Origin of the sequence: Sphingomonas sp., from assembly GCF_042095875.1 — a bacterium.
Classification (GTDB): Bacteria; Pseudomonadota; Alphaproteobacteria; order Sphingomonadales; family Sphingomonadaceae; genus Sphingomonas.
Genome location: NZ_JBELMJ010000013.1, coordinates 36,055 through 50,047, shown reverse-complemented (window position 1 = coordinate 50,047; position 13,993 = coordinate 36,055). Strand labels below are relative to the sequence as shown.

Genomic DNA, 13,993 nt, shown 5'->3' with positions numbered 1-13,993 from the left:
GCTGCGTGATCCGTCTTCTCGTCGCTCTGATCGAATTTCTGCCGCTGGTGCTGGCGTTGCTGTGGCGGCTGCGTTGGGTAGCGCAGCGGGTCGCCGCCGCGATGGCGCGCGGGCTTGTGCTGTTGGTCCGCCTCGCGCTGGCGGCACTGACCGCGACGGGGTGCGGTGTTGCGACCTACTCGGTGCTAACCACCGATGAGCACACCGCGCTCCCGCTCGCCGCCGGGTTCGCCGTGGCACTGGCGGCCGGCGCGGCGACCTTGTGGTGCACGCGATCCTGGGGCGTAGAGGTGGACGCGCTGGAGATGTTTGGACGTCCGCCGGTGCCGCAGTCCCGGCCACGACCCGTCATCGCTCCCGCCGCGCCGCCGCCGCAGTGCGCCGATCCCGCGTCGCCCGATGGCGAGGAGACGGGCGAGGCGCGATCGACTGCTGCATCGCCGGCCCTCCTCACCCCCGTGCTGCGCGATCGCCTCACCACCACCGAAGCCGCGCTTGCCCATGCCGCGCGCGATGCCATCGGGGTGCCCGCCGCCGACTGGCTCACCTTTTGGCGCCGCCGCGTCCCCGATCTGATCGCGAGCGCGCAGGATGTATGGGACGACGCCGATGCCGCGGAAAGGCCCGCGGTCGCGGCCGATCTCACCGCCAGCCTTGAGGCGATCATCGCCGAAGCCGACGTGCGCCTCGCCGCCATCCGCAAGGTGCGCCGTGACCTGTTCACCACCCGCACCAACCACGCCCGGGCGCGGGTGCGGGAGGGGTAGGCGGCACGCGGGCTGCTTGTCGTCCCGTAAGCTGCGACTTGTGACGTCCGGCCCGGGCCGACACAGCTGCGCCCATCTCAGCGCATCGTCACATCCACCCCGGCAAGTGTCGGCTCGTTCCCGCGCGCCCACGTCTCGATCTCTGTTCTTGCAATGGCAGTCGACGACGGCGCCGCACCGCGTAGGTAGAGCGCCAGGCGCGGGATACCGGTGCAGGAGCGCCGCGGATTGGTTGACGCGCCGCAGCCGAAATGGAGGATGCCGACCGCGACGATCCGCCCCGCCGGTGTCAGCACCACCGCGCCTTTCTCCGCGCAGCTGTGCGCCCGGCACGCCGTGAACATCCACGATCGGTCCGCGAGCCGCACCGGATCGTCCGGCGGCCCGCCGAGCACCTCCTGCGCCTGGTCGAACACGGGCCGATTGCGATTGAGATAGCTTGCCGTGCCATCACCCAGAAAGGCATGGAGGTCGCGCGTGAACGCCCTGCTCCAGATCAGCGAGTTGGTCGTGTCACAGGCGTCGAGCCGTGCGGGCGCGCAATCGCGTGGCGGGGCGGGCGATACCGCCACCGCCGTGGCAATCAGGAGCGACAACACCTTATTGTGGCCGCGTCGGGGTGGCGGTCAGCGTCGGTTGCCGGACGCCCGTCTGTGCTGCGGCAGCCGTCGCCGGACGCGCATTGCCCAGTCGGTTCGCGATCCGACCCATGCCTTCGCGCAGCATCGTGCCGTCGTCGGTGACGAAGCTGGCAAGGCGATCCATGCCGTCGTCGTTCACCTCGAAATAGGGCGCCTCGGGAAAGCCGATGTGCGAGGCGATCAGCACCTGCGGAAACTCCGACCGCTCGGTGTTGTAGGTCTTAACCGCTTGGTTGTATCGGCTGCGCGCCGCCAGGATCTGGTCCTCGATCGCATCCAGCTGCCCCATCAGCTTCTGATAGGCCTGATTTGCCTTCAGATCGGGGTAATGCGTCGCGAGCGTGCGGATCTCGCTCACCATATGCCCGATGGCGCCGTCCGTGCGCGCGGGACTGCCGTCATTCGCCAGCTCACCCAGCGTGAAGTGCGACAGCTTTTCATGCTCGCCATATTGCGACGCGATGTCGGACAGCCGCTGCGCGATATCGACGCGCTTCTTCACCGTCGCGGTGATGTCGGCGCGTGCCTGCTTCACCTCCTCACTCGACAGACGCAGGCGATTGTAGGTCTTGATCGCAAAGACGCCAAGCCCGACCAGCGCCAGAAGAATGATGATGCTCATGGCCGTGAAATTCTCCCTGTAGGGCCGCGATTCACGCAGCCTCGCACCGGAAACTTGTGAACTCGGAAGGAAACTCGGTTAAGGCGCAGAAGAACTTTGCCGCTCAGGAAACCACGTCCGACAGCACCGGTCGCAGCGGCAGCATCGCGCGCAGATCATCGGGCGTCATGTAGCGCCCGCGCATCAGCGGAACAGGCACAGCGCGCGTTCGCGGCCGCACCTGGACGCCGGCCCGCCACAACGATCGCCAGACAAGCTCGGTGCAATAGAGCGCACGCGCGTCCGCGAGATCGAAGGCGTCATCAAATGGCACCTGCCGCGCCGCAAAACCGCGTGCGGCCCTCACCATTCGCACCAACGTCGCATCGGGCACGGCGAGGCGCTGCACCGCGATACGCTCCGCCTCCGCCGGGGCTGCGAAGCGCGCAACGGACTCCCGCACGACGCGGCCGCCGTGCCCGTCCTCCGGGGGAGCGGCATGGATCACAAACACGCGCCCGCGCGCATCCATGTCGATGATGCCGACGTGCGTCCAGCCGGAGAGCGATGTTGCGCGCACCGCGTCGGCACGCCAACCGCGCCCGGCACGGAACACCAGGTCGCCCGTGCGCGCCTGCGCCTGCAATGCCGCGATTGCCGCCGGGGGCAGCGTCGGCGCGTCGGCCGGCGGCACGCCGCCACCATCGGGCGCTGCGCCGCCACCGAGCAGCGCCACGAGGCAGAGCATCACATGGTGACGAACCACGTCCCGTCGACCTTGCGCATCTTCATCGTGTTGATCTGGTCCGGCGACTTGGTGAACGTCTCGCGCACAACCACAGTGGCATAATCGCCATCGACCTTGCTGTTGTCGGCCGACACACCCTTCAGCTCGCCCTTCGCGGCGGTCTTCTTCTGCGCGCTGCCTATCCCCGCGGCGAGCTTGGGGCCGCCCATCTGGCGCAGGGTCGGGTCCAGATGGTCCAGCGCCTCCGCGGTGCGTCCCTCGTCTGCCGCCTTCACGAAGGCGACGGCGCTGTCCTCCGCGGCATTGCTGCACGCGGCGAGCGGCGCGGCGAGCACCAGAATGGCGGCGGCGTAGTGAAGTCTCATGCGATCATCCCTATTGTGTCCGGCACGCGCGAGAGCCACGGCGTGCCATTGCTGTGCTGAATGAACCCGCGGGTCAGAGCCGCGCACGCTGCATCGGCGCCACCCGATCAACTTCGGTGGCGAGCAGCGCCGCCTGCAGCTTGCCGCTGACGTTTTCGTCCGACAGTTCGAGATACGGCGTCGCGGGACCCGCGGTATAAATCATGAACGGAAAGTCTCCGCCGATGATCCGCTCGGCGCAGTCCACCGTTCCGCCATTGCACCAGTAATACCACATCATGCCCGTCTGGGCGTCGGTCGACGGGCCATATTTTTCACGGATCGCCTGCGCGAATGAGGCGCGGGTGATGCGGCGATCGTCGATCGTGGTGTAGATGTAGGAGGCGACCGGACCGGCCGGCATCTGCACGAACCGGACCGACATGCGCTGGCCCGATGCATTGTGCGCGGTGATCTCGCCGATACCTTCTTCGTGGAAGGAGGCGTGCAGCGCAGGATTGCGGCTCGCCGCCTTCTGCATCACCATCTGTTCGAAGGTGAAGTGCTTCGTTGTCCCGTCCACGTCGTAGCCGGCGGTCGCCAGCGCGCTGCGCACCGCGGTCGGCGTCATCCCCAGCCGCACGCCCGCCACGTCGGTGCGCGCGATCGAGCCGAAGGCCGGAGCCGCCGAGACACGGTGTCCCGACGCATTCACGGGCGGGCGCCCGTCGCTCGCCACACCGGCGGTGCTGCCCGTCATCGCCGACAGCTTCCGGGACAGGCCATCCAGTATCTTGCCGAACGATTGCGCCTGCGCCCCTGCCGGCGCGCAGGCCAGTGCGATTGTGGCGATCAGAGTTGCCTTCTTCATCACGCTTCCCCTCTTCAGAATGTCGCGCGCCAGCCGGCAAGTGCGGAGACGCTGCCGTCATCGGCGTCGCTTGCTACGCCCATGCGCAGGCTGGAGCGCACCCCGCCCGTGGCGTAACCCGCGCTCAGCTGCACGCGGCGCCGGCCCGCGAGGCTCGCGGACGTGGTGGAGTAGGTCAGCCGCTGCAACGCAAGATCGTAGCCGCTGCCAAAGGTCAGCCGGGCCGCGCCGGCCTCGATCGCCAGCGGCTGCGCGATGCCCAGCGTCACCCGGCCGTGCAGCATGTCGCGTCCCGCCTGCACACCGAACCGCGATCCCAGCAGCGGCGTCGCGCCGGTGACCAAGCTGGCGCGCGCGATCTTCAACCGCGTGATCCCCGCCGATCCGTAGAGCTCCAGCGTCCAGCCGAGCCCGCCGCCGACAACGCGGTGCGCCTCGAGCAAAGCGGTGGTCGCCCCGCTGCCCAGCCGCAGCGCGCCAGCGCCGGTCGGCATGCCCAGGAACGTGCCGTCCTCGTCGATCAACGACAAGCAGAGGTCGGACGCGCCCTTCGCCCAGCCCAGCGTCGCCGCCGATGCGCGTGCGCCGTCATAACCGCCGAACGACAGGGTCGCGCTGATCCGCGATCCATCGCCGCGGTAGCGGTCGATGCCGAACGAATTGCTCGCCAACGGCGCGTAGGCGAGCACGCCATCGGACAGGGCGGCCAGCCCCATCACGTCGGACTGCGACGCATCCGTGCGGTTCCACGCCGCGCGCGCGCTCCAGCCGCCGCCGATGAACGCCACATTCCCCGCGGTCGCGCGGGTGCGCACGTCGCCCGCGTCGGGCCCGACCCGCGTCGAGGTATAGCCCAGCGTGCTCGAGAACGCGCCGGCGGTCAGATAGGCGCCGGCGTTCATGTCCTCCACCCGGCGGCGCAGCCAGTGTCCGCGCCGCACCTGCGGCTGCACCACCAGCCCCGCGACCGACCCGCGGAAGTCGCGCCCGAAGTCGTCGAGCACGGTGACGCTCGACAATGCGGTCTGGATCGCCCCGATGCCGACCTGCGCCGGCACCGCCATAACCGCGCCGTCGATGCTGCCGCTCGCCACGCCGTTCGACAGCGTCGGATTGACCGGCGACAGCGCCGCCTTGAAGTCGACCAGGCCGTGGCCGAAGATCGGATCGACTCCGGGTGCACCCAGATCCTTGGCCGTGTTTAGGATGATATCGCCGGCATCCTGTCCGGTCAGCTGCGGCCACTTCGACAGGATCGTGGCGGCAAGCGCGCTCACCACCGGCGCGGCGGAGCTGGTGCCGCCGAAGACGATGGTGCTTCCGTTGACTCCAGTCGTAACGTTCTGTCCGGGCGCGACGACATAGCGATCCATTGCCGTGCCCGCGCGGTTGGAATAGGCCTCAAGCTGGTAGACGCCGGTGATCGCAGGGCTCAGCGCGCCAACAAACAGGATCGATCGCCTGTTGCGATCAGTAAGCTCACTGGCGTCCCCTGGGCTGTCGCCCGTCTCGTTTCCCGCTGACGAAACGAACAGCGCACGTGATTTGGCGAAATCGTCGAGAACGATCGCCATATAGGCACCCCCGCCGCTACCTAGCGAGTGATTGACCAACTTGATGCCGTTCGCCGCGGCATAGTCGAGTGCCTCCACGACGTGGGTCAGGGTCTCCTTCTTCGCGTCGGCATCCCAGTCAGCGATGCGCAGCACCGCGATCATGGCATTGGGCGCGTAGCCCATCGGCCCATTGCCGTTACGATTGCCCGCGATGATGTTGGCGACGGCGGTGCCGTGGTCCGACTGACTGCTGCCCAGCTCGTCCCGCTTCGTCTTGACGCCACCTGCGGTGACGTAGCCGAAGTCCTTCGACAACGGGCTGATCCGTCCGGTCAGCTCGCCGGCAACGTCGAGCGCACCATCGTCGATCACCGCGACCGTGACACCCTGTCCGGTGTGCCCGCTGTCAAGCGCGTAGAGCGCGTTCACGAACTCGTTCGCGCCATAGTTGCGGCGAAACTCGGCCGTATCATTGCCCGATCGGATCGGCTGCATCGTCGACGGCGTGATGAGGTAGCCCGCCGGCGGCGGCAGCGCCGCACACGGGTTGGTGAGGGTGCACGGCGCGGGCGTGGGTGTGGGAGTTGGGGTTGGCGAGGGTGTTGGATTGGGCGTCGGGGTAGGGGTAGGCATCGGAGCAGGCGCGGGCGTCGGCGCGGGGCTCGGAGCCGGAGAAGGGATTGGTGACGGTGTTGGGCTTGGAGTGGGTGCGGGCGCCGGCGTCGGACTCGGTGACGGAGCCGGCCCGGGTGCTGGCGCCGGACTAGGCGAAGGTGAGGGCGCGGGCGCACCCCCACTGCCACTACCCACCGCGATCGACCCGGCTGAGTTCACCGCCTGCGATCCCGCGCCGCCGCAAGCACTCAGCGCGCATGTCGCGACGCCGCACATCAGAACGTTAAATCTTCCCCGCATCCTTTCGGGTTATGCTGTCGCGAGCTAAGAACGCGTTCTCACCGATGCTTTACAGGTAGTTACAAGCCAAGGGCTCTGGTCCGTCGAATGCACCGGCTCGCCCCTGCCGTGTCAGTCACCAACGAAATGCGCCCGCATCGCGTCGCCGCGCTGGAACACGAAATAGACGTTCACCTCGGGCTGGTTGATCATCACCGCGTGCGGCCCGGCCGCAAGCAGCGCCTGGTCACACCACGGCTTGTCGAATCGTGCGATCAGCCGCGGCGGCTTGACTCGTGCGCCGTAGGTGACGCGCAGCCCGCCGCGTCGCTCGTCGGTCACCATCTCGATCACGTCGGCGCGGCCGTCCCGGTCGAGATCGGTGCGTGCCATGCGGCGGAAGTGGTAGCCAACCGGGGCGTAGTAGCCCGAACATTCCCGCATCTCGGCGTCCGTGATCGGCCGCCAACCCCGCACGCTCGCGACCGCACCGGAAACGCGCGACGGGAGCGGTTCACTCGGACCGGTCGAAATATCACCGCGGACGCGTCGCGCCATCCGCTCGGCATCGGCGTCCATGCTCGACTGGTGCATGTCCGACGGCCCCGGCCGCCACTCCGCCGCATCCTGCACCAGCAAGCCAAGAGCCATCACCAGCATCGTCATCTCCCTACGTGTCCGGACCTTGATGCCGACGAGCGGCTTGCCAAATGGCGAGCAAACATGGTTGCCGAACCCGATGCCGCACTAGCGATAATGTCCGCTATCACTACTACGCTTGCCAGAGTGGAGCGGGTAGGGCAGTTTGCGTGCGCGACCATGACGACGTTACCAATCCCGCTCTCCACGCCCGTCCCGCTCGACGCCGCCGTGCTGGATGCCGCGCGCCGCGCGATGAGCGACAACAGCTGGCGCGCGCTCCGCGCCGACCTGCGCGTGTTCGGCCAATGGACGGACGCGCGCGGCCTCGCCGTGCTACCCGCGCTCCCTGCCACGGTCGCCGCGTTCCTGCGCGAGCAGGCCGAAGCGGGTAAGAAAGCCGCGACGCTCGCGCGCTACACCGCCTCGATCGCGCGGCTCCACGCGCTCGCCGATCAGCCGGATCCGACCCGCGCCGAGCTCGTCCGCCTCGAACTAAAGGCGCAGCGCCGCGCGCTTGGCGTTCGGCAGCGCCAGGCGCGCGGGCTTCGCTTCCGCGGCGAGGTCGCCGATCCGCTCGCCGCCGCGGGCCCGGTCGGCGTCTGCGTCGAGGCGATGCTCGCCGGCGCCGGGGATTGCCTCGCCGGCACCCGCAACCGCGCGCTCCTCAGCCTCGCCTTCGACACCGGGTTGCGCCGGTCCGAAGTCGTTGCCGCGCGCTGGCCCCACGTCGAGCGCGGCAGCGCGGGCGGCGGCCGCCTGTTCGTGCCCCGCTCCAAGGCCGATCAGGAGGGAGCCGGCGCCTACGCCTATCTCTCCGTGCGGACGATGGCTGCGCTCGAGGCGTGGCGCGCGGCGTGCGGCAGCCCCTGCGACGGCCTGATCTTCCGCCGCCTCCACCGCACCCGCGACAAGACGGGCGCGGAGGTGTGGAGCATCGGCGCCGCCCTCTCTGCGCAATCGGTGACGCTCGTCTACCGAGCGCTGCTCGACGAGGCGCACGCGGCGGGGCTGCTCGGCGCGCTCGAAGCCGCCGATTTCGACGCCTGGCGCCGCACACTCACCGCCCACTCCACCCGTGTCGGCCTGACGCAGGACCTGTTCGCCAGCGGCCAGGACCTCGCCGGCATCATGCACGCGCTGCGCTGGAAAAGCCCCGCGCAGCCCGCACGCTACGCCGCCGCGCTAGCGGTGGAGGCGAATGCGGCGGCGAAGGTAGTGGGAAAGCTGTGACGATAGCAGCGATCAGTTGATCGTCACGTGCACCGTGCACTCCTTGTCGGTCCGCATCACTCCGTCGACGCCGTTCGAAACATCCCAGATGATTTCCTTGCCCGCCGCCGTCTGCGCACGCACCGTTCGATCATGAAAGCTCCGGCTCTGACGCCGCGATAGTTGGATCAAGCGTAGGTCAGGGCCGTCCGGCTGCGCAGTGCGCCACCGTTGCTGCAGATCGTCATATTGGTGCGACGATGTCTCGGCCGCGTAGCGATCGACACTCTCGGCATCGAAGCTGATGACGCTGATCGTCTTCACCTGCCGTGCCGAGTTGGTCAGCACCGTCATGAAGTCGACGAGGAACTGCCGATTGCGCCCGTCCGCACAGCCGTAGGGATCGCGGATCGCGAGTTCCGTCACCTGCTCACCGGCAAGCGGCTTCTCGAAGATGTCGAGGTTGCGCTGCACGCGTGGGAGAAAGGCGACGCGCGTCGGCCAGTCGCGTGGCGGCGCCGCGATTGAGGGCGAGGCTCTTGCCGTCAGGACCGGACGCGACGGCATCGATGACGGCGTTGGCAAGCCAGCGGCGGTCGATCCGTCTGAAGCGGATCTCTTGTCGCCGCCGTCCGCACTGCCCAGCACGTCCTCGAACAGCGAGGCGGCGTCGCTTTCGTCTGAGCCCGGTAGCAGCAGGCCTCGGCTCAATTCACGCTTGCGCCGCATCAGGGCATCTAGCTTCAGATCGAAACTGGACGGCCGAGTGGCGGGCTCCGGATGAACCGACTGCGGCAGGTAGACGTGGACATCCTTCGTCTGTCCAATGCGAAAGGCGCGGTCGGTCGCCTGGTCCTCCACCGCCGGATTCCACCAGCGGGACAGGTGGATGACGTGGTTTGCCGCCGTCAGGGTAATACCTACGCCGCCCGCCTTTGGAGATAGGATCATGACGTCAAATCCCGAGCGGCGGTGCTGGAATGCGTCCACCGCCGCTTGTCGCGCCTCGCCTGCGACGCCGCCGTGGATGCGCGCGACATCGTGATCGAGCGCATAGCGTCGGCGAAGCTCGACCGCGAGAAGCGCCTGCATCGCGAGACTCTCACAAAAGATCAGCGCCTTCTCACCCGCGACATGGATACGGTCCAGCACCGCGAGGGTTGCGCGCAGTCGGGCCGAGTCGTCCCAATAGCTTGTGCCCGCCTGCTCTGGTGCGACCGGGTGGAGCGATACGCCCCGCAGCCCATGCAGGATCTCCAGCATGTGCCCCGGCTTCCCCGTTCCGCGCAGCGCTAGGGCGCGCTGGATCACCTTGTCATAAGCCGCGACCTGTGCCGCCGGCATGTCGACCGGCATTGCCACGATGTGCTTCGCCGGCAAGCTGTCGAGACAATCGTCCTTCATTCGCCGCAGCAGAAGTGCGGGCCTTGCGTCATGCGGCTCGGTAAGCAGGTCGTGCAGCGTGCGAAGCCGGTCAGATTCGCTCGCCGGATAGCTCTGCTCAAAAGCCTTGCTCGATCCGAGCAGGCCCGGGTGCACGACGTCGTAGACGGACCATAGGTCCTGTAACCGGTTCTCCACTGGCGTGCCCGTCATCGCCAGCTGAAAGCGGGCATTCAGCGTCTTTGCGGCGCGCGTCATCTGACTCGCGGGGTTCTTCAGCTTCTGCGCTTCGTCGTAGAGGATCGCGGCGAACGGCACGCGCGCGAAGCTCAGGTGATAATCGCGCATCGTCTCGAACGTGGTCAGCACGATGCCAGCCTGGCTCCAGCCGTCGACATCGATCCCCGCGCTGCCACTCTCGATATCGCGCACGCCTTGGCCGCGCATCCGCTGAAGGTTCGATCCATAGGCCTCGATCACGGGGCCGAGTGCAGCCGGGGCGAGATGCCGCTCGATCTCGGCGCGCCAGTTCGCGAGAAGGCCGGTCGGGGCGATGATCAGCACTGGCTTTGGCTGCGCCTCCTGTTCGCGCAGCCACGCGAGAAACGCCAGAGCTTGAAACGTTTTGCCCAGTCCCATGTCGTCGGCAAGCATCGCGCCCGGCATGCCGCTGCGCCAGCATGCGACGAGCCAATTGAAGCCGTCCATCTGATGCGGCTTGGGCGACGAGCGCACCGTCGCAGGAAAGGGCGGCGGCGGGGCAGCCTTGACCGGAGCCTGCTTTGCCAGCGGCGCGTAGGCGACATCCTCCAGATTGTCGCGCACCTGCAGGAAATATCGATTGGTGCTCGGCAATTCGACGTCGTCTGCCGCGTCCTGTTCGCCGGCCTCGTGTTCGGCCGCGGATGACATCAGGTCGTGCAGATCGGTCAGCGCCGATCGCGCTTGTTCGGTCGCGGGCAGCTCGGTGCCGTCAAAGAAGAAAGTTGAGCGGTCCTCGCGCACGGCCTGCTCGACCGCATCCAGCGCGTCGGCGACGCGTTCCGGTGCGATCTCGATACTCTGCGCGTCTGGTGGGTCGCCGATCCGCAACCCAAAGGCTTCCGGCAGCCAGCTGTTGGGCTTGGGCTTGATCCACGGCAGCACGGGCTTGCGCCAAAGGTCGATGCCCGAAACACGATCGGAGAATTGCTGGGTTTCGATGAACAGCGATGGCGCGTTATCGGTCGAACTATCACTTCCTAGCGCTTCAGCAAGACGGCGCTGCGGGCTGCGCGCGAATGCGCGACGTGCCTCGGCCCCACCAGCCTGCGCTTCGCGCACGACACTCAGCGCGCGCTGCAAGCCAGGATCCAAAAACAGGATTGATCCGTCGTCGAGGAGATATGCGCCGCGCCGTCCATCGCCGCTGCGAAAGCGGCGCGCGAACGCCGCCTGCTGGGCAGGAGGAAGCAGGCTATCCGCTGTCTCGTCAATGATCGTGCCGTCCTCGGCCTCGCGAACCCGCTCGGGGCTGAACACAACAGGATCGAAGTCGAAACCGTTCGCGTCCGGCTTAAGTGCCAGCGAAAAGCCGGTCGCGTAGCTTAGCCGCAGCCGTTCGATGAAGCCATCGGCGCGCACATGCGCGCGATTCTTGTCGCCGATCGCCTGTCGCAAGGCAGCGAGCGCCGCCTGCCGCTCCGCGTCATCACCCACCCGATTTAGCCCATCGGCGGCGTGGAGCGCCGACCAGATCGGCTCCGCAATCCGCCAATCCTTGCCTTCTGCCTGAATGCGCGCGCCCTTTACACGCACCGAGGCGGGCAATCCGTTCGGTCGCGTCCAGCGAATTTCGACGTGAAAGCCAGACTGGTTCGGAACGCCGACCGACTGAATGTTGAGCGACAGGCGCGCAGCCGGCGGCAGACCGAGTGCCAATGCCTCGGTTTCGGTAAGCGAGGCCACCAGCGCAGGATGCACCAGCAGGTCGCCGGCGTCGGCCTCGACAAGCGGGCGTCCATCGGTCGCGATCTCGCCATCACCCATCGCTTGAATCAGTCGCGCGACCGCTGCACCGGCTGAAGAAGAGGAAGCGAGAATCCAGTCACCGTGAGCGATGGCTTGCCGCACCGCCTTGCCGAATGGCAGCCGCGACGGCGTGACGCGAAGAAGCGTAATGCGTTCCCGATCGCCCTCGGGTTGCGCCTCGAACTGCGTGGTGGGCGCACTCACCAGCCGTGCCCGTGCAACGGATGCGCGATCCCGGTGCGATCGTAGATGCGCCGCGCGAAACGGTTCTGCCACGTTCCGCCCATGTGCGGCAGCGGTTCATAGCCACGCTCCGCATCCATCGTGCGAAGCACCAAGCCGTAATAGACTGACTGATACATTGGCGGTGCTTTGGGCTTGTTAGCCGGCCAGAACCTGCATGACCCATTGTCCGACCACTCCGCGATACGGACGTCGCCGATCGTCAGCAGCAACGCCGATTGGCTCGCGCTCGCACCTTGACCCTCGATCCGGGCAAACGCCATCCCCTGATCCTTCATAAATCGTCGCGCCTCGCGCTCCGCTTGGCTACCGAACGCGAACCAGGCTTCGTTAATGTGTCCGGCCTCAAGATAGCCGAGCCAGAAGTCGGTGCGTTCGCGCCACTGGTCGCGCCGGTCCGTTGTTTTCGCCACAATGGCGAAGAATTGGCGCACCGTTGCTTGGACCAGCCACCGGCGAAGGACCGCGAACGCCGCGTTGGTAGATACGTCCAGACCTTCGCTGCGAAGTTCCGCCGCCAAGGCAGTCCAACGGGCCGGTGCGAGACGCGGATCACCGATGCGCGAAACTAGAAGCGCGGTGATACGCTGCTGATGATCGGCAGGTGGCGTCGTCCCAACCCACGGTGCAAGCAGTGCCAACGCCAGCAACGCGTCAATCGCGTCGGCTCCCTTGACCTCGGACGCTAGCGCCATCAGCCGCTCTCCGCTGGTCACCGCGTCGGCGCCGCGCCGCGTTGCCGCGACCGCGCAGGCTGCGCGGATCGCGTGTCGCACGAACGCGCCTGTGGCGAGATCGCCGTCGAGTCCTGCCGCGCGCAGCACCTCGGACGGACGCGCGGTGTCAAGCAGCGCGGTGGCGAGCCGACTGGGGCCGACGTCCTTGTCCCACAGGGCAAAGTCGTCGCCGCGCGTGCGCCAAGGCCATTCGCGACGCTTTGCGACGAGCTGCGCCGCCCAGAGCAGGGCATCGAAGCCGTAATGCGCCAAGGGGAAGCGCAGCAGATAACTATGCAGGATCGCGCGATCCATGCTCATCCGATCGCGTCGCACCGCTTCGCTGAGTAGTTGCTGCTCGTGGTGATCGCATCCGGCCTCCACCCACATGTCCCCGAGCAGCCGACGCATGTCGCGCGGGCGTATGTCCTCGGGTGCTGACAGGTCGAGCCGTGCGAGCATCGCCTCCCACGGCTCTGCCTCTCGTCGCGCGCCTGTCGGCACTGACGCGAGCTGGTCGGCAGCTCGTGACACGACCGTGCGCTCCGGCATCCGCGCGTGCCTGACGCGATCGATATCGCACGCCTGACGCAGCGCGCTCACGGCCGACGCACCAGGCTGCGGCTAAGCGCCGCCTCGTCGGCGCCCTGCGGCGTGACCATCAGGAAACGCAGGTCGATGCGGCGATTGCGCCTGTTGACCACTTCATCGTCGCCCGACGCATCTGAAACCGGGCGCGTATCACCGTATCCGGAGACGCCGAAGATCGGTGTCCGCTCTGCGCCGTTGACACTGACGAGCTGTTGCAGGTCGGTGCGCGCGGTCATTATTTCCTGGAAGGTGCGGGTAGCGCGCAAGGCGGAGAGGTCGAGATTGCTGCGCACCGCCCCTACACCGCTCAACGGGACGCGGTCCGTGTGGCCCTCGATGAAGATCGAATCGACGCGGTGCGCGGCCTGCCTGCCACGGCATCTGGGGCCGCCGGGCTGGACGTCGGCATAGCAGGGCAGGACCGACGCGAGTTCGCCGGCGACAATGCCGACCGCCTGTCGCCCCTGTGCGGACAGTTCATAGGCGCCCGTGTCGAACAGGATGTCGTCGGGCAGGCGCAGCACCCCGGTGCGGGTATCCACCGTCACCTTCAACCCCCGTGCCTTCAGATCGCGTTCAAGGGTGCGCAGCAGCTCGGTTCGCGTCTGTCCGGCGCCGGTCAGCGTGTCGGTCGTCTGCCGGAACTGAAGCGCGAAATAGAGCAGTAGGATGATGAAGATGAAGAGCAGCCCGACCATCATGTCGGCCATGGAGACGAAGTAGCTCTCTTCTTCCTCCTCGTGGCGGGAGCGGCGGATACCACGTGCATCGGTCATC

12 protein-coding genes are annotated in these 13,993 nt (G+C 67.4%); 2 read left to right on the top strand and 10 right to left on the bottom strand.

What is annotated here, in order from left to right:
* Window positions 1-5: 5 nt before the first annotated feature.
* Window positions 6-767, top strand: coding sequence for a hypothetical protein (locus tag ACFDS6_RS06780; RefSeq protein WP_375271366.1), 762 nt, complete (start codon window positions 6-8; stop codon window positions 765-767).
* Window positions 768-844: 77 nt separating this feature from the next.
* Here the strand turns inward: ACFDS6_RS06780 and ACFDS6_RS06775 are convergent, their stop codons facing one another.
* The 7 genes from ACFDS6_RS06775 to ACFDS6_RS06745 all read right to left on the bottom strand — a co-directional run bounded on the left by ACFDS6_RS06775 (window position 845) and on the right by ACFDS6_RS06745 (window position 7,082).
* Window positions 845-1,363: a hypothetical protein gene (locus ACFDS6_RS06775; protein WP_375271365.1), complete on the bottom strand. Its 519-nt coding sequence runs from the start codon at window positions 1,361-1,363 to the stop codon at window positions 845-847.
* Between the two features lie 4 nt (window positions 1,364-1,367).
* Window positions 1,368-2,030 carry a LemA family protein gene (locus ACFDS6_RS06770; RefSeq protein WP_375271364.1) on the bottom strand — a complete coding sequence of 221 codons (663 nt, stop codon included), beginning with the start codon at window positions 2,028-2,030 and terminating at the stop codon, window positions 1,368-1,370.
* Window positions 2,031-2,133: 103 nt separating this feature from the next.
* Window positions 2,134-2,775: a YiiX/YebB-like N1pC/P60 family cysteine hydrolase gene (locus ACFDS6_RS06765; protein ID WP_375271363.1), complete on the bottom strand. Its 642-nt coding sequence runs from the start codon at window positions 2,773-2,775 to the stop codon at window positions 2,134-2,136.
* Window positions 2,757-3,122, bottom strand: coding sequence for a hypothetical protein (locus tag ACFDS6_RS06760; RefSeq protein ID WP_375271362.1), 366 nt, complete (start codon window positions 3,120-3,122; stop codon window positions 2,757-2,759). Before ACFDS6_RS06760 ends, ACFDS6_RS06765 begins: the two co-directional genes overlap by 19 nt.
* Before the next feature lie 73 nt (window positions 3,123-3,195).
* Window positions 3,196-3,972, bottom strand: a complete 777-nt coding sequence (locus ACFDS6_RS06755; RefSeq protein WP_375271361.1) for a hypothetical protein — start codon at window positions 3,970-3,972, stop codon at window positions 3,196-3,198.
* A 14-nt stretch (window positions 3,973-3,986) separates the two neighbouring features.
* Complete coding sequence (locus ACFDS6_RS06750) at window positions 3,987-6,023, bottom strand: S8 family peptidase (RefSeq protein WP_375271360.1); 2,037 nt, start codon at window positions 6,021-6,023, stop codon at window positions 3,987-3,989.
* 531 nt (window positions 6,024-6,554) lie between these two features.
* Window positions 6,555-7,082, bottom strand: coding sequence for a hypothetical protein (locus tag ACFDS6_RS06745; RefSeq protein ID WP_375271359.1), 528 nt, complete (start codon window positions 7,080-7,082; stop codon window positions 6,555-6,557).
* Window positions 7,083-7,241: 159 nt separating this feature from the next.
* Here ACFDS6_RS06745 and ACFDS6_RS06740 point away from each other — a divergent pair, with 159 nt between their 5' ends.
* The gene (locus tag ACFDS6_RS06740) at window positions 7,242-8,294 is read left to right on the top strand and encodes a tyrosine-type recombinase/integrase (protein WP_375271358.1); all 1,053 of its coding nucleotides are present in this window, start codon (window positions 7,242-7,244) and stop codon (window positions 8,292-8,294) included.
* A 12-nt stretch (window positions 8,295-8,306) separates the two neighbouring features.
* Here the strand turns inward: ACFDS6_RS06740 and ACFDS6_RS06735 are convergent, their stop codons facing one another.
* The 3 genes from ACFDS6_RS06735 to ACFDS6_RS06725 are packed head-to-tail and all read right to left on the bottom strand — an operon-like array spanning window position 8,307 to window position 13,992.
* Complete coding sequence (locus ACFDS6_RS06735; protein WP_375271357.1) at window positions 8,307-11,870, bottom strand: SNF2-related protein; 3,564 nt, start codon at window positions 11,868-11,870, stop codon at window positions 8,307-8,309.
* Window positions 11,867-13,228, bottom strand: coding sequence for an EH signature domain-containing protein (locus ACFDS6_RS06730; protein ID WP_375271356.1), 1,362 nt, complete (start codon window positions 13,226-13,228; stop codon window positions 11,867-11,869). The genes ACFDS6_RS06735 and ACFDS6_RS06730 overlap by 4 nt, the downstream gene beginning before the upstream one ends.
* The gene (locus ACFDS6_RS06725) at window positions 13,225-13,992 is read right to left on the bottom strand and encodes a flagellar motor protein MotB (RefSeq protein WP_375271355.1); all 768 of its coding nucleotides are present in this window, start codon (window positions 13,990-13,992) and stop codon (window positions 13,225-13,227) included. Before ACFDS6_RS06725 ends, ACFDS6_RS06730 begins: the two co-directional genes overlap by 4 nt.
* Between the last annotated feature and the right edge of the window lies 1 nt (window position 13,993).

What these genes read in the sequence shown, in the direction of transcription:
- ACFDS6_RS06770 (WP_375271364.1), bottom strand. Translation starts at nt 2,030, where the DNA reads ATGAGCATCATCATTCTTCTGGCGCTGGTCGGGCTTGGCGTCTTTGCG.
- ACFDS6_RS06760 (WP_375271362.1), bottom strand. Translation starts at nt 3,122, where the DNA reads ATGAGACTTCACTACGCCGCCGCCATTCTGGTGCTCGCCGCGCCGCTC.
- ACFDS6_RS06755 (WP_375271361.1), bottom strand. Translation starts at nt 3,972, where the DNA reads ATGAAGAAGGCAACTCTGATCGCCACAATCGCACTGGCCTGCGCGCCG.
- ACFDS6_RS06750 (WP_375271360.1), bottom strand. Translation starts at nt 6,023, where the DNA reads ATGCAGCCGATCCGATCGGGCAATGATACGGCCGAGTTTCGCCGCAAC.
- ACFDS6_RS06745 (WP_375271359.1), bottom strand. Translation starts at nt 7,082, where the DNA reads ATGCTGGTGATGGCTCTTGGCTTGCTGGTGCAGGATGCGGCGGAGTGG.
- ACFDS6_RS06740 (WP_375271358.1), top strand. Translation starts at nt 7,242, where the DNA reads ATGACGACGTTACCAATCCCGCTCTCCACGCCCGTCCCGCTCGACGCC.
- ACFDS6_RS06725 (WP_375271355.1), bottom strand. Translation starts at nt 13,992, where the DNA reads ATGACCGATGCACGTGGTATCCGCCGCTCCCGCCACGAGGAGGAAGAA.